We start from the raw sequence: 21,349 nt of genomic DNA, 5'->3' as shown, positions 1-21,349 counted from the left end.
CGAGGGGGGATCGCCGGTGGCGCCGACTGCATCGGGGGGACGGTCGGCGCGCCGGCGATCGCCGTGGTGGACACCCTGCCCACTAAGCTGACCGGGTGGAGTCAGCAGCCCCCCGCCCCGTGTTGGTCGTCGACTTCGGCGCGCAGTACGCACAGCTGATCGCTCGTCGCGTCCGGGAGGCGCGGGTGTACTCGGAGGTCATCCCGCACACCGCCAGCGTCGAGGAGATCAAGGCCCGGGACCCGCGCGCCGTGGTGCTGTCCGGCGGACCGGCCAGTGTCTACGCCGAAGGTGCCCCGCAGCTGGACCCCAAGCTCTTCGACCTCGACGTGCCGGTGTTCGGCATCTGCTACGGTTTCCAGGCCATGGCCCAGGCCCTCGGTGGCACCGTGGCGCACACCGGCACCAGTGAGTACGGTCGCACCGATCTGAAAGTGACTGGCGGTCAACTGCATTCCGATCTGCCGGAGACCCAGCCGGTGTGGATGAGCCACGGTGACGCCGTCACCGCAGCTCCGGCCGGGTTCGACGTGGTGGCCACCAGCGCTGGGGCACCCGTGGCGGCGTTCGAGGACCGGGCGCGGGGCTTCGCCGGTGTGCAGTACCACCCCGAGGTCATGCACAGCCCGCACGGTCAACAGGTGCTCAGCCGCTTCCTGCACGAGTTCGCCGGCATCGACGCGGTGTGGACACCGGCCAACATCGCCGACGCGTTGGTCGAGCAGGTGCGGGCACAGATCGGTGACGGTCGGGCGATCTGCGGCTTGTCCGGTGGCGTCGACTCCGCGGTGGCGGCCGCGCTCGTGCAGCGGGCCATCGGGGACCGGTTGACCTGTGTGTTCGTCGATCACGGCCTGCTTCGTTCGGGCGAGCGGGCGCAGGTGCAGCGTGACTTCGTCGCGGCGACGGGCGCCAACCTGGTGACCGTGGACGTCGCCGACCGCTTCCTCGAGGCGTTGACCGGCGTGCTGAACCCGGAGGGCAAGCGCAAGATCATCGGCCGCGAGTTCATCCGCGCGTTCGAGGGTGCGGTGCGTGATGCGCTGGGTGCCGCGGACGGTGAGATCGAGTTCCTCGTGCAGGGCACGTTGTATCCCGACGTGGTGGAGTCCGGCGGCGGATCGGGAACCGCGAACATCAAGAGCCACCACAACGTCGGTGGTCTGCCCGGTGACCTGAAGTTCACGTTGGTCGAACCGCTGCGGCTGTTGTTCAAGGACGAGGTGCGCGCCGTCGGCCGCGAGCTGGGGCTGCCCGAGGACATCGTTGCGCGGCAACCGTTCCCGGGTCCCGGCCTGGGCATCCGCATCGTCGGCGAGGTGACGGCCGAGCGCCTGGACACGTTGCGCCGCGCCGACGCCATCGCCCGCGAGGAGCTGACGTCGGCCGGCCTGGATCGCCAGATCTGGCAGTGCCCGGTGGTGCTGCTCGGCGATGTCCGCTCGGTCGGCGTGCAGGGTGACGGCCGCACCTACGGTCACCCGATCGTGCTGCGGCCGGTGTCCAGCGAGGACGCGATGACCGCGGACTGGACCCGGGTGCCCTACGAGGTGCTGGAGCGCATCTCGACCCGGATCACCAACGAGGTCCGCGAGGTCAACCGGGTGGTGCTCGACATCACCAGCAAGCCGCCGGGCACCATCGAGTGGGAGTAGCGCCTACGGGTCGGGGGTGTGCTCGTCGGGAGTGTGCTCGACGGCCTGGGCGAGGATGCCCGCGATGACCGATTCGACGGCGGTCTCGATCGAATGAGCCAGCGTCGCCGTCACCGCTGACACCGCCTGCGTGCGGAACCGCACCAGCATCGTGATCATCTCGGCGACCTCGGTGTCGGGCGGCAGGGCGGTGCCAGGGTTGAGCCGGTCCCCGATGTGTTCGACACCCGCGGTCACCAGGATGGCGCTGATCTGGTCGACCAGCGGGGCGATCTGTTCGTGCAGGTCGATCAGTTTGTCGGTGCTGACGCCGTACTGGCGGATCTCGGTGAACGCCTCGATCAGCTTGGGTCGCACGATGGTGGCGTCGTGGCCGTCGTCCTCCAGCTTGATCACGCCCAGGCCGACCATCCGGTCGAAGCCGGCGTCGTCGTCGACCAGTCGCCTGGCCTCGGCGACGGACATGCGTTCGGGCTTCTCGGCGGCCCAGGTGCCCGCGATCGCCGATTCCAGCCCGAGCATGTCGCCCACGTCCTTGCCCTGCTCCCACGCCGAGAGCATCTCGTTGACGTGGGCGATGTTGTACCCGCGGTCGAGCAGCGAGGTGATCATCCGCAACCGGGTCAGGTGGGTGTCGTTGAACAGCGCGATGCGTCCGACTCGCAGCGGCGGATGGAGCAGACCCCGGTCGCGGTACACCCGGATGTTGCGGGTGGTGGTGCCGGCCAGCCGGGCGAGGTCGTCGATCCGGTACTCACCCGAGGCCGCCACCCCGTGGGGCTGCACCGCCGCGTCGAACAGCTGCGACACCGCGGATTCGATCACGTCCCGGGAGCCGCGCCGGATCCGGCGCAGGATGCTCGGGATCGGCCCGGTGGGGCGGGGGGAATCGGGTGCCGACGACATGTCAGGCGATGTCAGGCCGACGACGTGAGGGCCCGCGGACGTGCGTCCACGGCCTCGTAGTCGGAGAATCGGAAGGCTCGCATCTGTCGACGATACTGCGTGGCCAGTCCGGGGTACATCGAGGCGTTGAACCCGTCGGGGGTCAGGTACCAGCTCGTGCATCCCGACATCCACGTGGTCTTGGCCAGCCGGCGCTGCAACCGGTCGTTGTAGCGCCGCTGCACGTCGGCACGCACGTCCAGGTAACGCAGGTTCTGCCGCAGGATCGTGGTGATCCCGGTGACCGCGTACTCGATCTGCCCTTCGACGTAGACGAGCAGCGAGTTGTGCCCCGGCCCGGAGTTCGGCCCGGTCATGAAGAACAGGTTCGGGTAGCCGTGTGCGCTGGCACTCTTGTAGGCCTCGGCGTGGTCGCGCCATTCCTGCTGTAGTGACCGGCCGCCGAGCCCGGTCACCGGAAACGGCGGGCCGGACAGGTGCACGTCGTAACCCGTGGCGAACACGATGGCGTCCAGGTGGTGTTCGACGCCGTCGCTGGTGCGGATCCCGGGTGGGCTGAGTGTCGCGATGGGCCAGTCGATCAGCTTGCAGTTGTCGCGCTGCAAGGCCGGGTAGTAGTCGCTGGAGACCAACATCCGTTTGCAGCCCGGGGTGAAGTCGGGGGTGAGCTGGCGCCGTAACCAGGGGTCGTCGACGGCGCGGCGCAGATGCGCCTTGCCCAGTCGCGCGACGAGACCGCTGAGCGGGGTGTTCCACACCAGGGCGGCGGCGCTGGCCTCGTGTCCCCAGTAGAGGGCCTGCCGGGCGAGTTCCTGCGCCGCGGGCACCTTGGCGAACAGGGTCTGGACGGCGGCCGGCATCGGGGGATCCACCCGCGGCAGCACCCAGCCCGGGGTGCGCTGGAACACCTTGACGAATCCCGCGGTTTCGACGAGCTCGGGCACGATCTGCACGGCGCTGGCCCCGGTCCCGATCACGCCGACGCGCTTGCCGGTGAAGTCGTAGTCGTGGTCCCACGCCGCGCTGTGGATCTTCGTGCCCCGGTAGGTGTCCAGGCCGCGGATGTCGGGGAACTTGTGATCGGCCAACGGGCCGGATGCCATGACGACGGTCCGGGCGTGGAACGTGGTGCGGGTCCCGGTTTTCGCCGTCCACACCCCGGCCGCCTCGTCGAAGCTCAGGCGGGTGATCTCGGTGCCGAACCGGATCAGCGGCCGCAGCCCGAACTGGTCGGTCAGCTCTTCGATGTGGGCGCAGATCTCGGCCCCCGACGGGTAGGCCCGGGACCAGGCGGGGTTCTTGACGAACGACAGCGAGTACAGCAGCGACGGGATGTCGCAGGCGATGCCGGGGTAGGTGTTGTCCCGCCACGTGCCGCCGACACGGTCGCTGCGCTCGACGATGACGATGTCGTCGACGCCGGCCTCGCGCAGCTTGATGGCGGTGCCCAGGCCGGTGAACCCGGCGCCGATGATCAGGGTGTCGTGAATGTGCTTGGCAGAAGGCATCGGTCAGGCCGCCGGCTCGTGGGTCAGCTCCTTGAACCAGCTGGGTATGGGTCGCAGCAGCGCCTTCGGGTAGCGGTCGGAGGCCCACACCATCGAGTTGGCCAGCAGGTGGTAGGGGTGGCGCGGGTTGACGACCATCGAGGCGTGCTTGCGCAGCACCCGATAGGTGGGCACCCGATGGGTGTGCTCACCGCGTTCGCCGAGGGTGCGGAACCGCTTGACCGCGTTGTAGAGCCGTTCGGGCTCCAGGCCCATGCCGACGATCTCGTTGCGGATCCGGTTGAGCAGCGGGATGTACATCACCGCGCCGATGATGAGCCCCGGGGTGGCGACGCTGCCGACGAACTCGATGGCCAGCCGTCGCACATCGGCGTGGCCGATCATGTTCAACACCTCGAAATCGACGGTGATGTGCCGGGATTCGTCGTTGTTGATCTTCTCGAACACCCGGTGACAGACGGGGTCGTCGACCTCTTCGAGCAGGAATTTCAGCAGTGCACCGTCCAGGGCCACCTCGAGCATCGGAATCACCGTGCCCAGGATCGACAGCGACATGTCGTCGGCGTAGGTGTCCAGCCAGTCCATCGCGAGGCGGATGTTGACGTTCGGCTCGGGCATCTCGCCGTCGTCGAGCATGCCCCACCGTTTCATCAGCGCCAGTTCGGCATTGGCGTGGCGTTGCTCTTCGGCGTGGAAGTAGCGGTAGATCTCGGCGATGGTGGGGGTGGGTGCCTTCTTGGCCAGCGCGGCGAAACCGCGCGCGCCGATGTTCTCGATCCAGCACAGGTCGGCCATGAACGCCTTGAGCTTGGGCCGCTGCTCGTCGGTGATCAGCTCGGCGCCGGGCGCGTCCCAGTCGATGTCGGCCAGTGCCCACTGGCGGTCCTTGATCTTGGCCAGCATGGCATCCATGTCGATTCTTGATTTCATGGCCACGGCCCTCTCTAGGTGGTGATGCGGGTGGTGACGCCGACGGCGCGGGTGTACACCGTCGGGGTGAATCGTTTGACGCCCCAGAAGATCCGGGAGTCGGGTTGGGGCATGCAGTACAGGCCGCCGCGGTCGTTGGTGTCCAGACACATGCGGGCGACCCGGTCGGCGGAGAAACCGGTCCACCGCATCAGCTGGTCGGCGAGTTGGGTCGAGCGATCCGAGATCCGTCCTGCCCCGACGATGTTGGTCTTGACGAAGGTCGGACACAGTGCCGTGACGTGGATACCGGTGCCGGCGAGTTCGGCGGCCAGTGTCTCCGACAGCGACAACGTGCCGGCCTTGCTGACGTTGTAGGCGGCCATGCCCGGCAGGGCACCGAACGCTGCGGCGGAGGCGACGTTGATGATGCCGCCGTATCCGGCCTCCCGCAGCAGCGGCGTGAACACGTGACAGCCGTGGATCGGCCCCCACAGGTTGATGTTCAGCACCCAGGTCCAGTCCCGCAGGTCGGTCTCACCGATGGGGCTACCGCCGGCGCCGACACCGGCATTGTTGATCACCAGCGTCGGCGGACCGTCGAACCATGACTGCGCCTGCTGAGCCAGCCGGTACACCGCGTCGACATCGGTGACATCGCACTGCTGCGCGATCGCCTGCCCGCCCCGGTCGGTGATGGCGGCCGCGGTGCGTTGCGCGGCGTCGAGATCGATGTCGCTGCACACCACTCGGCCGTCGCGACGCGCCAGTTCGGTGGCGAAGGCCGCTCCGATCCCGCTTCCGGCGCCGGTGATCACCGCGTCGGCGCGGTGGCTGCGGCGGCGGGACGACCCGAAGAAGAGCATGGTCAGCCCACCTGTTCGATGCGGTCGCCGGCCAGGGCCCCGGTGACGAACGCGGCGATCTCCCGCATCGCCGGTGCCGCCTCGGGAGACAAGCGGGGCAGCGCCTGGAAGACGTGGACCTGGTCGGGCCAGATCTGCAGATCGCACCGACCGCCTGCGGCCCTCAGGTCGTCGGCGAGTGCGACGGCGTCGGCCGAGAGCATCTCGGCGCCACCGGCCTGGATCAGGGTGGGCGGCAGAACGCGGCCACCGGCGACGTCGAGCATCAACCGCGGGTGGGCGGGATCGATTCCGGTGCAGTACAACTCGACGAGCCGGGCGGCGTCGCGGGCGCGGATGGCCGGGTCGCGACGGTGCTGTTCGGCGGTGCGTGCCAGTGCGAACGTCAGATCCACCAGCGGGGAGAGCAGGACCAGTGCGGCGGGATGGGCGACGTCGGATTGCAGGAGCAGATCGACCGACAGGTGTCCGCCGGCGGAGTCACCGGCGACCACGACCTGCTCGGGCGCCACCCCGTGCTGGGTGGTCATCCAGTGCCAGCCGCGGTGGACATCCTCTGCGGCAGTGGGGAACCGGTGCCGGGGGGCCAGTCGGTAGTCGATGCTGAAGACAGGAAGTCCGGTCAGCCTTGACAGCCAGGCGGTCAGTCGGCGGTGGGTGCGCGGTGAGCACAGGGCGTAACCGCTGCCGTGCACGAAGTAGATGGCGCCGCGGTCGAATATGTCGTTCTGCGAGACCCCGGCGCCGTACACCCATTCACCGACGACGCGGCCGCCGTGGGCGTCGACGGTGTCGACCGGGGTCACCGTGGTGCCGGTCAGGCCGGGTCCGCAGGTGTCCATGATGCGGGCGACGATCTGGCGGGAGGTCCACAGTCCCCAGGCTTGCTCGGCTGGGAGCACCCTGCTGATCTCCCGCAGGGTCATGCTGCTGACCGCCGCCGCGGTGCGGGAGCGCAGGGAACCTCGAGTCGGCATGGGGGGATACAACTCCGAATGATGACAGTTGTCAATGTCACTATTTTTGGATGGCACTGATCGCATCCCGCTTTGGTTGACGGTTGTCGGTGGGCCGGTGTTTACTGGCGATATCGAACAAACTTTCGAACAACACGCCTGAGTCGGATGATCCGGATGAGGAGGAAGGTGCTGCTGTGACAACGGCAAGAAGCCTGGGCCGATCTCCGGAAAGCCGTGCTGAACAGGTAGAACAGCTGCGACGCCGGATCGCCTCGATGTCGGCCAAGGGTGCGGGGAAGGTCGGTGGCAGCCGGCGTGCCGTGGCGGCCGAAACCGGTCTCCCGATCGACCATGATTCTTTGCTGCCGATGCCGGAATCGCTGGCCGAACTACTCCCCGGTTCGTTGCCCCGCGGAACTGTGGCGGTGGTGTCGGGCGCCAGATCGCTGGAAGTGAGTCTCGTGGCGGCCGTGACGGCCGAGGGTGGACACGTCGCTGTCGTCGGGCGGCCCGATCTCGGGCTGCTGGCCGCGGTGGAGATGGGTGCGGACCTGAGCCGGATCGCGATGGTCCCGCATCCGGGCAGCGACCCGGTGGAGGTGGCCGCGGTCCTGCTGGACGGGATGGATCTGGTGGTCCTCGGCCTGGGCGGGCGGTCGGTGCCGGCGAGCCGGGCGCGTGCACTGGTCGCGCGGGCCCGCCAACGCGGTTGCACCCTGCTGGTGGCCGACGGGGACTGGCAGGGCGCCTCGACCCGGCTGGAGGCCCGGGTCAGCGGCTACGAGATCGCCGGCGGACGAGACGGGGTCCCCACCCCCGGATGTGGCCGGATCAGCCGGGTGCGGCTGGCAATGCGCGCTCGCGGCCGCTCCGTGCGTCCGGTCCAGGCGGTCGGCGGATGAGATGAGTTCCAGGGTCTTGGCGCTCTGGTGCATGGACTGGCCGGCCGTCGCCGCCGCCGCCACGATCGGCGTGGCGCCGACCATGCCGATCGCGGTCACACTGGCCAACCGGGTTGTCGCGTGCTCGGCGGCGGCGCGGGCGGTCGGCGTCCGGCGAGGTCTGCGGCGCCGCGAAGCGCAGGCGCGCTGTCCCGAGTTGCATGTCGTCGCCGCCGATCCCGCGCGCGACGCCCGCCATTTCGAACGCGTCACGGGCGCGGTCGACGAGTTGGTCCCGCGTGCCGAGGTGCTCCGGCCGGGACTGTCGGTCCTGCCGGTGCGCGGAGCCGCCCGTTACTTCGGGTCCGAGCAGGCCGCCGCCGAGAAGCTGGTCGACGCCGTGGCCGCCGCCGGAGCCGAATGCCAGGTCGGGATCGCCGACCAGTTGCCGACGGCGGTCTTCGCGGCCCGTCCCGGCCGGATCGTCGAACCGGGTCAGGACGCGGTGTTCCTGTCCGGACTGTCCATCCGGCAGCTGGCCGCCGAGCCCAGCCTGGCTCCCGCCGACCGGGAGAATCTGACAGATCTGCTGTGGCGAATGGGCATCCGCACGGTCGGACAGTTCGCCGAGCTGCCACGCGGCGATGTGGCGTCGCGGTTCGGCGCCGACGCGGTCACCGCTCACCGCATCGCCTGTGGCGAGCCGGGCCGGCCGCCGTCGGGGCGGGACGCCGAGGACGAACTCGACGCGGTGATGAACTGCGACCCGCCGATCGACCGGGTGGACGCGGCCGCGTTCGCGGGCCGGTCCCTGGCCAGCGTGCTGCACCGCAGCCTGCTCGCCGCCGGGGTCGGATGCACCCGGCTGGCCATCCACGCCGAGACCACCAACGGTCAAGAGCTGGAACGTGTCTGGCGATGCGCCGAGCCGTTGACCGAGGATGCCACCGCCGACCGGGTGCGCTGGCAACTGGACGGGTGGCTCAACCGCAGGCATCAGCAGGACCGGCCCTGCGCACCGATCAGTGTGCTGCGGTTGCGGCCGGTCGAGGTGGTATCGGCCGAGGCGTTGCAGTTGCCGTTGTGGGGCGGACTCGGGGAGGAGGACCGGCTGCGGGCGCGGCGGGCCCTGGTCCGGGTGCAGGGATTGCTGGGCCCCGACGCCGTCAAGGTTCCGATACTCAGCGGCGGGCGCAGCCCCATGGAACGGATCACCTTCATCGCGCTCGGGGACGAACCGGTCCCCGCGGCGAACCCCGACCAGCCGTGGCCGGGCCAACTGCCCGAACCGTCACCGACGGTGCTTCTCGACGATCCGGTCGAGGTGCTCGATGTCGACGGCAATCCGGTGCGGGTCACCGCGCGGGGGCTGTTCACCGCCGACCCGGTCCGGTTGGAGGCCCCCGGGTGCACCGGAAGGCTGTCCTGGTGGGCGGGCCCGTGGCCGGTCGACGAACGATGGTGGGATGCCGCCGCGGAGGCGCGCAGCGGGCGAGCGGCGCGGGCTCAGGTCTTGGTGGGTAGCGGCGGAACCGCTCGCGCGCTGCTGCTGTGCTACCGGCAGCGGCGGTGGTACCTCGAGGGGGCCTATGAGTAGGTGATCCGGAACGACTTATGAATGAACTGACGGACCGGGGTGGCCCAGTTGCCTGGCGAACGCAGCCACCCGGGCGATGAACCGGTCGAAGAACGCGGCAGGGTCGACGTCGACTCCGATGAGCGCGTGGGGTTCTCGACCCCAGTGACCACTCCAGTCGGCGATGGTCATTCCCCGGGTCAGGGTGCCGGTCAGCTCGACGTCCACCGCCGCCGGGCGGCAGGTCACCAGCTCGGGGTCCAGCGCCACGGCGGCGGCCACCGGGTCGTGCAGGTGGGCCAGATAGCCCTCGCCCTGGCTCTCGTGGAACTCGAAGTAGAACCGCATCGCGTCCGACAGCACCCGGATCAGCGGGTTCGGTCGCTGTCGGATGTCGGCGGCTTCGGCCTCCCGCGCGAGCCGATCCAGCAGCGCGGGCGTCATGACGACGTTCTCGGTCAGGTTGAGCCCCAACACGACCGGCGGTTGTCCTGCCCGCCAGGCCGCATAGACCTGCTGTGTCGCCTCGGGGTCGACGCTGGTGTTCCACTCCGCCACCGGGGTGGTGTTGCCGCGGTAGTCGAAGGACCCGCCCATGATCACCAGCCGGCGCAGTAGCTGCGGCAGAGCCGGCTCGGCGCGCAGGGCCAGCGCCAGGTTGGTCAACGGGCCGGTGGCGATCCCGATCAGTTCGCCGGGATGGGCGTGGGCCGCGCGCACCCACGCCTCGGCGGCATCGTAGGACGTGGGGGTAGCGGTCGGCTCGGGTAACTCGGCATAACCGAGCCCTTGCGGTCCGTGCGTGTCCTCCGCGGTGCGCAGCGGCGCCGACAACGGGATCTCGGATCCCGTGGACACCGGGACCCCGGTGATCCCACACAATTGCAGCAGCGCCAGGTTGTTGCGGCACACCTCGTGCACGCCGACGTTTCCTGCCGTGGAGGCGATACCGACCAGGTCGGCCTCCGGGCTGGCGAACAGGTAGGCCAGGGCCATGGCGTCGTCGACGCCGGTGTCCACGTCGACGAAGACAGGATGGGTCGGCCCGACCGGCACGGCACTCACCAGTGGACGCCGGGCACCAGCCGTACCGCCTGCTTGACCGGACGCGGTACCCGTACCGCGGGCACCGGGCTCACCCGCCGGCGGGGCCGGCGGGAAGCGGGCCGTTGCGCCGGGGCGGGACGGTTCTCGACCACGCCGCGCGCTGCCGCGGAATCGGGGTAACCCAGATAGAGCTGATGCAGCACGCGACGCGACAGCCTCGGGGTGAAGTACATGCCGACATCGGCCAGTGTGCCGACCGGGGTGTCGATGCGAGCCGGCTTGTCCACCAACCCTCGGACCACCATCGCGGCGGCGTGTTCGGCGGAGATCGGGGGCATCGGGTTGAGCCTACGGGACGGTGCGATCATCGGCGTCTTCACCAGCGGCATGTGGATGGTGGTGAAGGTGATGTGGTCCGAGAGGGTTTCGGTGCCAACGACTTCGGCGAACGCGTCGAGAGCGGCTTTGCTCGGGATGTAGGCGCTGTACTTCGGGCTGTTGGCCTGCACACCGGCACTGGAGACGTTGACCACGTGGCCGAACCGCCGTTGCCGCCAGTGCGGCAGCAGAGCCAGCACCATGCGCACCGGCCCGAAGTAGTTGACCGCCATCACCCGCTCGTAGTCGTGCAGCCGGTCGGTCGACGCGATCACCGATCGGCGGATCGACCGCCCGGCGTTGTTGACCAGGTAGTCGACGTGGCCGAAGCGGTCGAGGATGTCGGTGACGGTGCGGTCGACGGCTGCCGAGTCGGTGACGTCGCAGCTGAACGCATACGCCTGCCCGCCGGTGGCGCGGATCTCGGCGATCAGTTCCTCGAGCGCCTCTCCGTTGCGCGCCAGCGCGAACACCGTCGCACCGCGCGCGGCGACCGCCACCGCCGAGGCGCGGCCGATGCCGCTGGAGGCACCGGTGATGATGACGTGCTTGCCGACCAACGGGCCGGCGGGATCATCGCGACGGGCCCGGCCCGGATCCAGGTGACGCGCCCAGTACCGCCACAGCGTTCCGGCATAGGAGCCGAACTCGGGCACCGTGATTCCGCTGCCCCGCAGCGCCTCTGCCGTGTGCTCGCTGCGGAAGGTCGGCATCAGGTCGACGACGTCGAGGATCTCGGCGGGGACCCCGAGCTGGGTCGCGGCCATGTTGCGCAGGATCTTGGCCCGACCACCGACCTGGAGCAGCGGTGCGGCGGCGGCCCGGGGCAGCGACCCGACCAGGGGCGGCAGCCCGGCCGCGGGGGCGATGCCGCGATAGATGCCGCGCAGGCCCGTCTTCGTCGGCGCGGTCAGGTGGAAGGTCTGGCCGTCCCGGCCGTCGAGGTGCATCAACGCCGTCATCGCCGAGACCACGTAGTCGACCGGCACGATGTTGGTGCGCCCGCTGTCGGGCAGCATCATCGGGGTGAAGCGCGGCAGCCGCGCGAGTGCGGACAGCACACCGAAGAAGTAGTAGGGGCCGTCGACCTTGTCCATCTCCCCGGTGCGCGAATCGCCGACCACGACCCCGGGCCGGTAGATGCGGTACCGCAGCCCGTCGGCGGTGCGGACCAGGCGCTCGGCGTCGAACTTGGTCCGGTGGTAGGGCGTCGGCAGATCCTGGCCGAGGTCGAAGTCGTCCTCGGTGAACACGCCGCGATGCGTACCGGCCACCGCGATCGACGACACGTGATGCAGCGTCGCGTCCAGGCGCCCGGACAGTCCGATCACCGCGCGGGTGCCCTCGACGTTGGCGATTCGCTGGCGGTCCTCGGCGGCGGTGATGTCGTAGACCGCAGCGCAGTGCACCACGTGGTCGATGGCACCCAGCGCGTCGACGACGGCGTCGCTCAACCCGAGGTCCGGCGCGGTGAGGTCGCCGACCAACGGCTGCACCCGCTCGTCGGCCCACCCGACGGCCAGGCGGTCGAAGCGGCCGAGCGACTCGGCGCGCACCAGCACGTGCACGGCCTCCGTGCCCGGCAGCGAGAGGATTTCGGCGATCAGTCGGCGGCCAATGAACCCGGTACCGCCGGTAACGACATAGCGCATGCGAGTCATCGTCACGGGTCGCCGAACAAAGGTCAACACCCGACGCAAACCCCGCCGGATACAGTCGCGTCCATGCCGATCGATCCCCACGCCGTTGGCGTCACCACCGACCCGCAGGTATTCGAATGGACAGACCGCGACACCCTGCTGTACGCGCTCGGCGTCGGAGCCGGGACGGCTGACCTCGCGTTCACCACCGAGAACAGCCATGACGTCGAGCAGCAGGTGCTGCCGACCTACGCGGTGATCGCCTGCTCGCCGTTCGCCGCGGCCACCACGATCGGCAGCTTCGACTTCAGTCGTCTGCTGCACGGTTCCCAGGCGATCCGGGTGTTCAGCCCGCTGCGGCCGGCGGGGCGGCTCAGCGTCGTCAGCGAAGTCGCCGACATCCAGGACAAGGGTCCGGGCAAGAACGCCGTCGTCATGCTCAAGGCCACCGGCAGCGACCCCGACACCGGCGAGCGGGTCGCCGAATCGCTGATGACGCTGGTGATCCGCGGCGAGGGTGGATTCGGCGGTCAGCCCGGGCAGCGGCCACCCGCTCCGGAGTTTCCCGCGCGGGAACCCGATGCGCGGCTGGCCCTGCCCACGCGTGAGGACCAGGCGCTGATCTACCGCCTGTCGGGTGACCGCAACCCGCTGCACAGCGACCCGTGGTTCGCCCAGCTCGCCGGTTTTCCGACGCCGATCCTGCACGGCCTGTGCACCTACGGGGTCGCCGGCCGGGCTCTGGTCGCCGAGTTGTGTGACGGAGACGCCACCAGGATCGCCGCGATCGCGGCGCGGTTCAGCTCGCCGGTCTTTCCCGGCGAGACGCTGACCACGTCGATCTGGCGCCAGGAGTCGGGCGCCGCGGTGTTCCGCACCGAGGCCTCTGCGTCCGACGGGTCCAACGCCCGCGTTGTGCTCGACGACGGCGTCGCCGAGTTCCGCTGACGCGAGAGCCCGCCACCGGATTCGTCGCCAAGGTTTCCTCGACCCTGGGCATCGGTTTGCTGGGCTGGTAGATTTCCCGAAGGCGGGGGTGTGGTGAACTGCCTCTTGAGGGTGTCCAGACGGGGTGGGTGGGTGTTTGAAAATTTGCGGCATTCCGCCGCCTCGGTCATAGCGCCAGCGCTGTGGCGCTCGGATCAGTATTACTGGTTTACTGCCGTGCTGGCCGCCCGCGGCCTCCAGACCGTCTCCTGCCGCGTGGTGGCGACGTGCATCGTCGCCCTGGGTGTGGTTCCGATGGTGTTGATGGCCAGCGCGCTGGGCCCACAGACCGCGGCAACCCGCGGCCTCGCGATCTTCGTCGGGCTGGGTTGTCTGGGCGTGGCGGCGCTGTGGTTGCGCCAACACTGGCCGACGCGGGCGCAGTCGCTGCTGTCCGTCGTCGTCGGCACGGTGGGCATCGGGGTGTCCGCGCTGAACGTGTCCAGTCCCATCGCCGGCTTCTTGGGTGCGACGACGTACGTGTTGCTGACGGCGTTCGTGGTGTGTTTTCACTCGGCTCGGTTCCTGGTCTTCTCCTGGACCGTGGGAGCCGTCGTGGTCGCGGTGCTGTTCGCCCGGCTGGCCCCTGACGATCTTGCGCTGGCCCTGTGTGCGGCAGGTGTCGTGGTATCGCTCAACGTGTTCATCGCGCTGGTCTGCCGGGCGGCGGTCACCCTGGTCCAGCCCGACGCGCACCACGGCGACATCGAGCAGGTCACCGGGTTGCTGCACCGCGACGCGTTCTACCGCGGGGTGGCCACCCTGTTGGCGTCCCGCAGTCGCAGCGACGACCAGTACCTGGTCATGGTCGCGGTCAACATCGACAGCTTCTCGCTGCTGATGGGTCTGTCCGGTGCACAGGCCGGCACCAGGGCACGCGTCGCCGTGGGACAGGCGCTGCGGGAAACCGTCCGGCACAACGCGATCGTCGCGCACGTGTCCTCCGGCGGTTTCCACGACTTCCTGATCGCCGACTCGTTCACGACCCCGGATGCCTCTCCGCTGGTCGAGCGCATCCGGGGGGCGATCGCCGGGACCCCGCAGAAACTCACCGCCAGCATCGGCGTCGTCTGCACACCGCTGCCGCCGCTGGCCGCCGAACCGCCCGACGAGGTGGTGGACAAGCTCATCTCGGTCGCCACCACGGCCATCGAGCAGGCCCGGATGGCCGGGGGCAATCAGGTCCGCTACGTGTTGCGACCCGACCTCGCTGAGGACTCGGGCGACGCGGATGACACGGATGACGCGGGCCACTCCGACGGCCCCGGCGCCCCGGGATTCGACGACTGGCCGGACAACGGCAAGAGCGCCTGAGAACCCCTCGCGCTGTCGAATGTTTGTTCGATAGACTGGCGCGGTGGGATGGCACAACGGCCCGCCGAGCTGGACCGAGATGGAGCGCGTGCTCAATGGTCGGGCGCGCCGGGCCGGCCGGCCCATTGACGAGCAGGCCGGCGACGGTGGGGACAGCCCGGCCTGGTCGCGCAAGCGGGGGGAGTACCGGGCCCCGGACAGACGCCGCAGCCCGCCGGTCGCGACGCCCTATGCCGAGTTGCACGCACATTCGGCCTACAGCTTTCTCGACGGCGCCAGCACGCCGGAGGAACTGGTGGAGGAGGCGGCCCGGCTCGGTCTGCGTGCCCTGGCCCTGACCGATCACGACGGGCTCTACGGGGTGGTGCGGTTCGCCGAGGCGGCCCGGGAGCTCGACATGGCCACCGTGTTCGGTGCCGAGCTGTCGCTCAGCGGGGTCAGCCGCACCGACGAGCCCGATCCGCCGGGGCCGCATCTGCTGGTGCTCGCCCGGGGGCCGGAGGGGTATCGGCGGTTGTCGCGGCAGCTGGCTCACGCGCACCTGGCCGGTGGGGAGAAGGGCGTGCTGCGCTACGACTTCGACGCGTTGACCGAGGCGGCGGGCGGGCACTGGCACATCCTGACCGGCTGTCGCAAGGGGCATGTCCGGCAGGCGCTGGCCTCCGGTGGTCCGGCGGCGGCCGAGGCGGCGCTGGCCGACCTGGTCGAGCGGTTCGGGCGGGATCGGGTCAGTGTCGAGCTCACCCACCACGGTCACCCGCTCGACGACGAACGCAACGCCGCGCTCGCCGCGTTGGCGCCCCGCTTCGGGCTCGGCGTCGTCGCCACCACCGCCGCGCATGTCGCCGGACCCGACCGGGCCAGGCTCGCCATGGCGATGGGGGCGATCCGGGCCCGCAACTCGATGGACGACGCCGCGGGGTATCTTGCGCCGCTGGGGGGTTCGCACCTGCGCTCCGGCGCGGAGATGGCCCGGATCTTCCCCGCCGGCGTGGTGACGGCTGCGGCCGAGCTCGGCGAGCAGTGCGCGTTCGGGTTGGCGCTGATCGCGCCGAAGCTGCCCCCGTTCGACGTCCCCGACGGCCACACCGAGATCAGCTGGCTGCGGCACCTGGTCGCCGAAGGCGCCCGGGACCGATACGGCCCACCCGAGCGCGCCCCCCGCGCCTACGCCCAGATCGAGCACGAGCTGGCCGTCATCGAGCAACTCGGCTTTCCGGGCTATTTCCTGGTGGTGCACGACATCACCCGGTTCTGCCGGCTCAACGACATCCTCGCCCAGGGCCGAGGTTCGGCGGCCAATTCGGCGGTCTGCTACGCACTGAAGGTCACCAACGTCGACCCGGTGGCCAACGAGTTGCTGTTCGAGCGGTTCCTGTCCCCGGCCCGTGATGGTCCGCCCGACATCGACATCGACATCGAATCCGACCTGCGGGAGAAGGCGATCCAGTACGTCTACCAGCGTTACGGTCGCGAGTACGCCGCCCAGGTGGCCAATGTGATCACCTACCGCGGCCGCAGCGCGGTACGCGACATGGCCCGCGCCCTGGGATTCTCCCAGGGGCAGCAGGATGCCTGGAGCAAACAGATCAGCCGATGGAACGGCCTGGCCGATTCCCCGGACGTGGAAGGCATTCCGGAGCAGGTGGTGGACCTGGCCATGCAGATCTCCAACCTGCCCCGGCACATGGGCATCCACTCCGGCGGCATGGTGATCTGCGATCGCCCCATCGCCGACGTGTGCCCGGTCGAGTGGGCCAGGATGGAGAACCGCAGTGTGCTGCAGTGGGACAAAGATGACTGCGCGGCAATCGGTTTGGTGAAGTTCGACATGCTGGGCCTGGGGATGCTGTCCGCGCTGCACTACTGCATCGACCTGGTCGCCGAGCACAAGGGCATCGACGTGGACCTGGCCAAGCTGGATCTGGGTGAGGATGCGGTGTACGAAATGCTGCAGCGGGCCGACTCTGTCGGGGTGTTCCAGGTGGAGTCCCGCGCGCAGATGGCCACCCTGCCCCGGCTCAAGCCCAGGGTGTTCTACGACCTCGTGGTCGAGGTCGCCCTGATCCGCCCGGGCCCGATCCAGGGCGGCTCGGTGCACCCCTACATCAAGCGGCGTAACGGTGAAGAAGCCGTCACCTACGACCATCCGTCGATGGAGTCCGCACTGCGCAAGACGTTGGGGGTGCCGCTGTTCCAGGAGCAGCTGATGCAGTTGGCGGTCGACTGCGCGGGTTTCTCGGCGGCCGAGGCCGATCAGCTGCGCCGCGCGATGGGCTCGAAGCGGTCGACGGAGAAGATGCGCCGGTTGCGGGGCCGATTCTTCGACGGGATGCGCGAGCTGCACGGCATCACCGGGGAGGTGGCCGAACGGATCTACGAGAAGTTGGAGGCGTTCGCCAATTTCGGTTTCCCGGAAAGTCATTCGCTGAGCTTCGCGTCGCTGGTGTTCTATTCGTCGTGGTTCAAACTGCATCATCCAGCGGCGTTCTGCGCAGCGCTGTTGCGGGCACAGCCGATGGGTTTCTACTCGCCGCAATCGCTGGTCGCCGATGCCCGCAGGCACGGGGTCGTCGTGCACGGCCCGGATGTCAACGCCAGCCTCGCCCACGCCACGCTGGAGAACGCCGGCATGGAGGTCCGGCTGGGCCTGGGCAGTGTCCGGCACATCGGCGACGAGCTGGCCGAGAAGCTGGTCGACGAACGGAAAGCCCACGGCCCGTTCATTTCTCTTCTCGACATGACCGCCCGCGTGCAGTTGTCGGTGCCGCAGACCGAGGCGCTGGCCACCGCAGGAGCACTGGGGTGTTTCGGCATCACCCGCCGTGAGGGACTGTGGGCGGCGGGGGCGGCGGCCGCCGAGCGGCCCGACCGGTTGCCGGGGGTGGGCTCGTCGGCGCAGGTGCCGTCGTTGCCCGGGATGACCGAGTTGGAGCTGGCGGTGTCGGACGTGTGGGCGACCGGGGTGTCCCCGGACAGCTATCCGACCCAGTTCCTGCGGGCCGATCTCGACCGGATGGGAGTGGTGCCCGCCGACCGCCTGCTGGGTGTGCCCGACGGCACCCGGGTGCTGATCGCCGGGGCGGTGACGCACAGACAGCGGCCGGCCACCGCGCAGGGGGTGACGTTCGTCAACCTCGAGGACGAGACCGGCATGGTCAACGTGCTGTGCTCGCCGGGGGTGTGGTCGCGTCACCGCCGATTGGCGCAGTCGGCGTCGGCGCTGGTGGTGCGCGGCATCGTGCAGAACGCCACCGGCGCGGTCACCGTGGTGGCGGACCGCATGGGTCCGCTGAGCATGCGGGTGGCCTCGAAGTCCCGCGACTTCCGCTGAACGGGGCGTGTCGTGTGCAAAAGCGCGCGCTCGCTGGACGTTTCAGCCCGGCGTCGGTGTGGTCCACACCTTGTCGATGCTGATGCGCAGGCGCAGGTCGTACTGGCCCATCGAATCGGTGAGACCGATCTGCTCGGCGTCGCCGGCGTACTTCGCCCAGTACGGGGCGTCCTCGCGCGGGTCGGCGCCTTGCGCGTCGACGGTCGTGATGCCGCCGACGACGATGATGCCGGAGCCGTGGCCGTCGGAGTCCAGGTTCAGGCTGGCCCGGGGATGGCGGCCGATGTGGCGGACCTTCGCCGCGCCCGGCTCGGTGTAGACCAGCACATCGGCGCCGTCGAAGTAGAACCACACCAGGCGTGGCACCGGTTGCCCGGATCGGGCGACGGTGGTCAGCCAGCCGTAGTGATCGGACTGGAGTCGTTCGATGACGTCCTGCGGTAATTCGATTGCCATGTCGCGAATGTAGTCTCGAAAAAATGACGCTGAACTTATCTGCCGATGAAGTCCTGACCACCACCCGTTCGGTGCGCAAGCGACTGGATTTCGACAAGCCGGTTCCGCGGGAGGTGCTGGTGGAGTGCCTCGACATCGCTCTGCAGGCGCCCACCGGGTCGAACAACCAGGGCTGGCAGTGGGTGTTCGTCGAGGATGCGGACAAGAAGCGCGCGTTGGCCGAGATCTACCGCACCAACGCCACCCCGTATCTGGCGATGGAGAAGCCGCAGACCGGCGACCTGCGTGACCAGCAGCGTCCCCGGGTCGAGGACTCGGCGCGCTACCTCAACGACCACCTCCACGAGGTTCCGGTGATGCTGATCCCCTGTCTGGAGGGCAAGCCCACCGACACGCCGTCGGGGCAGAGTGCCGGGTACTGGGGTTCGTTGCTGCCGGCGGTGTGGAGCTTCATGCTCGCGTTGCGCTCGCGGGGCCTCGGGTCGGCATGGACCACGCTGCATCTACTCGGTGACGGTGAGCGTCAGGCCGCCGAGCTCCTCGGCATTCCGTTCGACTCCTACAGCCAGGCGGGCCTGTTCCCGGTGGCCTACACCAAGGGCACCGACTTCCGGCCGGCCAAACGGCTGCCGGCCGAGCAGCTCACCCACTGGGACACCTGGTAGCCGTTCAGCCGGCTCCCGCATAGCCGTGCTGGCGCCAGGCCTCGTAGACCGCGACGGCCGCGGCATTGGACAGGTTCAGGGAGCGCCGCCCGGAAAGCATCGGAATGCGCACCGTCGCGCTGATGTGCGGGTCAGCCAGCGTGGCCTGATCCAGGCCGGTGGGTTCGGGGCCGAACATCAGCACGTCGCCCGGTTGATAGGCCACCTCCGCGAACGACGTCGATGCGTGCGCGGTGAACGCATAGACCCGGGCCGGCATCAGTGCCTGCCACGCAGTTGCCAGATCGGCGTGCACCGTCACCGAGGCCAGATCGTGGTAGTCCAGTCCGGCGCGGCGCAGCTTCGGTTCGGACAGGTCGAACCCGAGGGGCTCGACCAGGTGCAGCGCACAGCCGCTGCCCGCCACCATCCGGATCGCATTGCCGGTGTTGGGCGCTATCCGCGGCGAGAAGAACATCACGTTGAACACAACTGCCCATCTTTGCGGGTCCCCGCGCGGCCTCCGACACCATCCCCGACACTGAGGCCATGGTCGAAACGAGCTTGTGGATGCAGAAGGTGGCGGCCGACCCGGGGCATTCGGCGTGGTACATCGAGCGTTTCCGGGCCATGGCGCGGGCCGGTGACGACCTGGGCGGCGAGGCCCGCTTCGTCGACGCGATGGCGCCGCGCGGGGCGCACATCCTCGATGCCGGGTGCGGTCCCGGCCGCGTGGGCGGATATCTGGCCGCGGCCGGTCACCGGGTGGTCGGGGTCGATGTCGACCCCGCGCTCATCGCGGCGGCAGAACAGGACCATCCCGGACCTCGTTGGCTTGTCGGCGATCTCGCCGAGCTCGACCTGCCGGCCCGGGGCGTCGGTGAACCCTTCGACGTCATCGTGTCGGCCGGCAACGTGATGACGTTTCTGGCGCCGAGCACCCGGGTGCCGGTGCTGTTCCGGCTGCGGTCCCACCTGCGGGCCGACGGGCGGTTGGTGATCGGCTTCGGCGCCGGCCGCGATTACGAGTTCGGCCAGTTCCTGGCCGATGCGGTCACCGCGGGACTCGCCGCCGAGCTGCTGCTGTCCGCCTGGGACGTCCGGCCGTTCACCGAGGACTCGGGTTTCCTCGTCGCACTGCTGGTGCCGACCGTGCCGTGATGGCCGACCGGGTCGCCAGAGTCGTTCAGTCCAAACAGGTTTCGTATGCAGCGATGGAGACCAACCCCGCGAATGTCTCGGCGTCGACCACTTCGCTGCTCATCGCTCGCATCATCGGTGAGTCGCCGATCTCGGACGCCTCGGCCAGCGTGGCCACCTCTACCCCGTTACGGACCATCGTCGCACCTCCTTGTGCAGTGTCCAGGTTACGCGCCTCGCGCTGACCAACCCGGCTCCGTCCCCAACCAGTGTCGCGTGCGTGTCGCCGTCGTGGGCCTCAGGGGCGTAACGATCCCCTTGCGGTTCAGACGCTGTTACGGTGGCTGGGCAGTCCACAGGCGGCGGGAGGACGCGTGGCGAGGATTCGGCGCGGCCCGCGATTCACTGCGCACCTGCAGAATTCGTTCACCCAGACCGGGCAGAGCCACGTCGTCGACGATCTGCGGCACGCCATTCTGTCCGGTGACCAACCGCCCGGCACGGTGATTCCCGTCGACGAAGTCGCGGCCCACCTCGGCGTCAGCCCGATCCCGGTACGGGAGGCGCTGATGACATTGATCGGTGAAGGTCTGGTCGAACGCCGGCCCCACGTCGGCTACCGGGTGACGACGCTGACGTTCGAGGAGTTCACCGACCTCTACGAGGTGCGCGAGGTGCTGGAGGCCTCCGCCCTGGTCTCGTCGGTGCGCAACGCCGGCGTCGACGACGACGTGCAGATCAGGGCCAGTCACACCGAGTTGGATGCGGCCATCCGCTGCAGTGATCACCGCTCCTTCCACACCGAATCGCGCCGGCTGCATCTGGCGCTGATGCGTCCGTCGAAGATGAGCCGGCTGATCAGCATGTACGAGTCGGCGTGGAACCTGACCGAGCCGACCAGCCCGATGTCGCACGTCTCCGAGGAAGCGCGCCGGCAGTTCCACGCCGATCACGCCGAGATGATCGACGCGTTCGTCGACCGCGACGTCGACGCCCTGGTGGCCGCGTCGCACCGACACTACGAGCACCTGCGGGCCGGGTTCGATTCCCTGCGCGGGGACGCGGAGCTGTTTCGCGCTCCGTAACTCCTATATGTGATCGGTAACACCGGGTTGACATTGTGGTTGCGTTGCCGGAAACACCGCGTTC

19 protein-coding genes are annotated in these 21,349 nt (G+C 69.3%); 9 read left to right on the top strand and 10 right to left on the bottom strand.

The window, feature by feature from the left end; genetic code table 11:
* Positions 1-95: 95 nt before the first annotated feature.
* Positions 96-1,655: a glutamine-hydrolyzing GMP synthase gene (gene guaA / locus ACEWX3_RS22270; protein ID WP_207068502.1), complete on the top strand. Its 1,560-nt coding sequence runs from the start codon at positions 96-98 to the stop codon at positions 1,653-1,655.
* Between the two features lie 3 nt (positions 1,656-1,658).
* On the opposite strand, the gene ACEWX3_RS22265 is transcribed toward guaA, so the two are convergent.
* The 5 genes from ACEWX3_RS22265 to ACEWX3_RS22245 are packed head-to-tail and all read right to left on the bottom strand — an operon-like array spanning position 1,659 to position 6,821.
* On the bottom strand, positions 1,659-2,561 hold the full coding sequence (locus ACEWX3_RS22265; RefSeq protein ID WP_221349211.1) for a MerR family transcriptional regulator: 903 nt from the start codon (positions 2,559-2,561) through the stop codon (positions 1,659-1,661).
* 11 nt (positions 2,562-2,572) lie between these two features.
* Positions 2,573-4,069 carry a flavin-containing monooxygenase gene (locus ACEWX3_RS22260; protein WP_374157720.1) on the bottom strand — a complete coding sequence of 499 codons (1,497 nt, stop codon included), beginning with the start codon at positions 4,067-4,069 and terminating at the stop codon, positions 2,573-2,575.
* 3 nt (positions 4,070-4,072) lie between these two features.
* Positions 4,073-4,999 (bottom strand): ferritin-like domain-containing protein, encoded by a 927-nt coding sequence (locus ACEWX3_RS22255; protein ID WP_283610437.1) that lies wholly within the window; start codon positions 4,997-4,999, stop codon positions 4,073-4,075.
* A gap of 14 nt (positions 5,000-5,013) precedes the next feature.
* Positions 5,014-5,844 (bottom strand): SDR family oxidoreductase, encoded by an 831-nt coding sequence (locus tag ACEWX3_RS22250; protein ID WP_207068508.1) that lies wholly within the window; start codon positions 5,842-5,844, stop codon positions 5,014-5,016.
* A 2-nt stretch (positions 5,845-5,846) separates the two neighbouring features.
* On the bottom strand, positions 5,847-6,821 hold the full coding sequence (locus ACEWX3_RS22245) for an alpha/beta hydrolase (RefSeq protein ID WP_374157719.1): 975 nt from the start codon (positions 6,819-6,821) through the stop codon (positions 5,847-5,849).
* A 176-nt stretch (positions 6,822-6,997) separates the two neighbouring features.
* Here ACEWX3_RS22245 and ACEWX3_RS22240 point away from each other — a divergent pair, with 176 nt between their 5' ends.
* On the top strand, positions 6,998-7,705 hold the full coding sequence (locus ACEWX3_RS22240; RefSeq protein WP_374157718.1) for a hypothetical protein: 708 nt from the start codon (positions 6,998-7,000) through the stop codon (positions 7,703-7,705).
* Between the two features lies 1 nt (position 7,706).
* Positions 7,707-9,281 carry a DNA polymerase Y family protein gene (locus tag ACEWX3_RS22235; RefSeq protein WP_374157717.1) on the top strand — a complete coding sequence of 525 codons (1,575 nt, stop codon included), beginning with the start codon at positions 7,707-7,709 and terminating at the stop codon, positions 9,279-9,281.
* Positions 9,282-9,296: 15 nt separating this feature from the next.
* Here the strand turns inward: ACEWX3_RS22235 and ACEWX3_RS22230 are convergent, their stop codons facing one another.
* A complete protein-coding gene (locus ACEWX3_RS22230) occupies positions 9,297-10,325 on the bottom strand; it encodes a nucleoside hydrolase (protein WP_374157716.1) in 1,029 nt (342 codons plus the stop codon).
* Complete coding sequence (locus ACEWX3_RS22225; RefSeq protein ID WP_374157715.1) at positions 10,322-12,337, bottom strand: SDR family oxidoreductase; 2,016 nt, start codon at positions 12,335-12,337, stop codon at positions 10,322-10,324. Before ACEWX3_RS22225 ends, ACEWX3_RS22230 begins: the two co-directional genes overlap by 4 nt.
* Before the next feature lie 72 nt (positions 12,338-12,409).
* Here ACEWX3_RS22225 and ACEWX3_RS22220 point away from each other — a divergent pair, with 72 nt between their 5' ends.
* From ACEWX3_RS22220 to ACEWX3_RS22210, 3 genes are all read left to right on the top strand, one after another.
* A complete protein-coding gene (locus ACEWX3_RS22220) occupies positions 12,410-13,273 on the top strand; it encodes a MaoC/PaaZ C-terminal domain-containing protein (protein WP_374157714.1) in 864 nt (287 codons plus the stop codon).
* A 216-nt stretch (positions 13,274-13,489) separates the two neighbouring features.
* Complete coding sequence (locus ACEWX3_RS22215; RefSeq protein ID WP_374157713.1) at positions 13,490-14,626, top strand: GGDEF domain-containing protein; 1,137 nt, start codon at positions 13,490-13,492, stop codon at positions 14,624-14,626.
* 43 nt (positions 14,627-14,669) lie between these two features.
* Entirely contained in the window at positions 14,670-17,960 is a 3,291-nt protein-coding gene (locus tag ACEWX3_RS22210) for an error-prone DNA polymerase (protein WP_374157712.1), read from the top strand.
* Positions 17,961-18,002: 42 nt separating this feature from the next.
* Here ACEWX3_RS22210 and ACEWX3_RS22205 read toward each other — a convergent pair whose 3' ends face one another.
* Positions 18,003-18,416 carry a TIGR03667 family PPOX class F420-dependent oxidoreductase gene (locus ACEWX3_RS22205; RefSeq protein WP_374157711.1) on the bottom strand — a complete coding sequence of 138 codons (414 nt, stop codon included), beginning with the start codon at positions 18,414-18,416 and terminating at the stop codon, positions 18,003-18,005.
* 23 nt (positions 18,417-18,439) lie between these two features.
* On the opposite strand from ACEWX3_RS22205, the gene ACEWX3_RS22200 reads away from it, so the two are divergent.
* Entirely contained in the window at positions 18,440-19,081 is a 642-nt protein-coding gene (locus ACEWX3_RS22200) for a nitroreductase family protein (RefSeq protein ID WP_374157710.1), read from the top strand.
* A 4-nt stretch (positions 19,082-19,085) separates the two neighbouring features.
* Here the strand turns inward: ACEWX3_RS22200 and ACEWX3_RS22195 are convergent, their stop codons facing one another.
* The gene (locus tag ACEWX3_RS22195) at positions 19,086-19,538 is read right to left on the bottom strand and encodes a tRNA (cytidine(34)-2'-O)-methyltransferase (protein ID WP_255729359.1); all 453 of its coding nucleotides are present in this window, start codon (positions 19,536-19,538) and stop codon (positions 19,086-19,088) included.
* Positions 19,539-19,609: 71 nt separating this feature from the next.
* Between ACEWX3_RS22195 and ACEWX3_RS22190 the strand changes: the two genes are divergently transcribed.
* Positions 19,610-20,221, top strand: coding sequence for a class I SAM-dependent methyltransferase (locus ACEWX3_RS22190; RefSeq protein WP_374157709.1), 612 nt, complete (start codon positions 19,610-19,612; stop codon positions 20,219-20,221).
* A gap of 25 nt (positions 20,222-20,246) precedes the next feature.
* Here ACEWX3_RS22190 and ACEWX3_RS22185 read toward each other — a convergent pair whose 3' ends face one another.
* Positions 20,247-20,399, bottom strand: coding sequence for a hypothetical protein (locus ACEWX3_RS22185; protein ID WP_170311197.1), 153 nt, complete (start codon positions 20,397-20,399; stop codon positions 20,247-20,249).
* A 175-nt stretch (positions 20,400-20,574) separates the two neighbouring features.
* On the opposite strand from ACEWX3_RS22185, the gene ACEWX3_RS22180 reads away from it, so the two are divergent.
* Positions 20,575-21,285 carry a GntR family transcriptional regulator gene (locus tag ACEWX3_RS22180; RefSeq protein ID WP_286183265.1) on the top strand — a complete coding sequence of 237 codons (711 nt, stop codon included), beginning with the start codon at positions 20,575-20,577 and terminating at the stop codon, positions 21,283-21,285.
* Positions 21,286-21,349 lie beyond the last annotated feature (64 nt).

This window comes from Mycobacterium sp. G7A2 (assembly GCF_041902445.1).
Lineage (GTDB): Bacteria > Actinomycetota > Actinomycetes > Mycobacteriales > Mycobacteriaceae > Mycobacterium.
Note: the sequence above shows the minus strand (reverse complement) of the source record. Positions and strands in the feature narration are given on the sequence as shown.

Bases quoted from the DNA above. Each gene is read 5' to 3' on its own strand.
- ACEWX3_RS22195 (WP_255729359.1), bottom strand. From the start codon at position 19,538: ATGTTCTTCTCGCCGCGGATAGCGCCCAACACCGGCAATGCGATCCGG.
- ACEWX3_RS22200 (WP_374157710.1), top strand. From the start codon at position 18,440: ATGACGCTGAACTTATCTGCCGATGAAGTCCTGACCACCACCCGTTCG.
- ACEWX3_RS22260 (WP_374157720.1), bottom strand. From the start codon at position 4,069: ATGCCTTCTGCCAAGCACATTCACGACACCCTGATCATCGGCGCCGGG.
- ACEWX3_RS22245 (WP_374157719.1), bottom strand. From the start codon at position 6,821: ATGCCGACTCGAGGTTCCCTGCGCTCCCGCACCGCGGCGGCGGTCAGC.
- ACEWX3_RS22235 (WP_374157717.1), top strand. From the start codon at position 7,707: ATGAGTTCCAGGGTCTTGGCGCTCTGGTGCATGGACTGGCCGGCCGTC.
- ACEWX3_RS22250 (WP_207068508.1), bottom strand. From the start codon at position 5,844: ATGCTCTTCTTCGGGTCGTCCCGCCGCCGCAGCCACCGCGCCGACGCG.
- ACEWX3_RS22265 (WP_221349211.1), bottom strand. From the start codon at position 2,561: ATGTCGTCGGCACCCGATTCCCCCCGCCCCACCGGGCCGATCCCGAGC.
- ACEWX3_RS22225 (WP_374157715.1), bottom strand. From the start codon at position 12,337: ATGCGCTATGTCGTTACCGGCGGTACCGGGTTCATTGGCCGCCGACTG.
- ACEWX3_RS22205 (WP_374157711.1), bottom strand. From the start codon at position 18,416: ATGGCAATCGAATTACCGCAGGACGTCATCGAACGACTCCAGTCCGAT.
- ACEWX3_RS22220 (WP_374157714.1), top strand. From the start codon at position 12,410: ATGCCGATCGATCCCCACGCCGTTGGCGTCACCACCGACCCGCAGGTA.
- ACEWX3_RS22255 (WP_283610437.1), bottom strand. From the start codon at position 4,999: ATGAAATCAAGAATCGACATGGATGCCATGCTGGCCAAGATCAAGGAC.
- ACEWX3_RS22185 (WP_170311197.1), bottom strand. From the start codon at position 20,399: ATGGTCCGTAACGGGGTAGAGGTGGCCACGCTGGCCGAGGCGTCCGAG.
- ACEWX3_RS22190 (WP_374157709.1), top strand. From the start codon at position 19,610: ATGGTCGAAACGAGCTTGTGGATGCAGAAGGTGGCGGCCGACCCGGGG.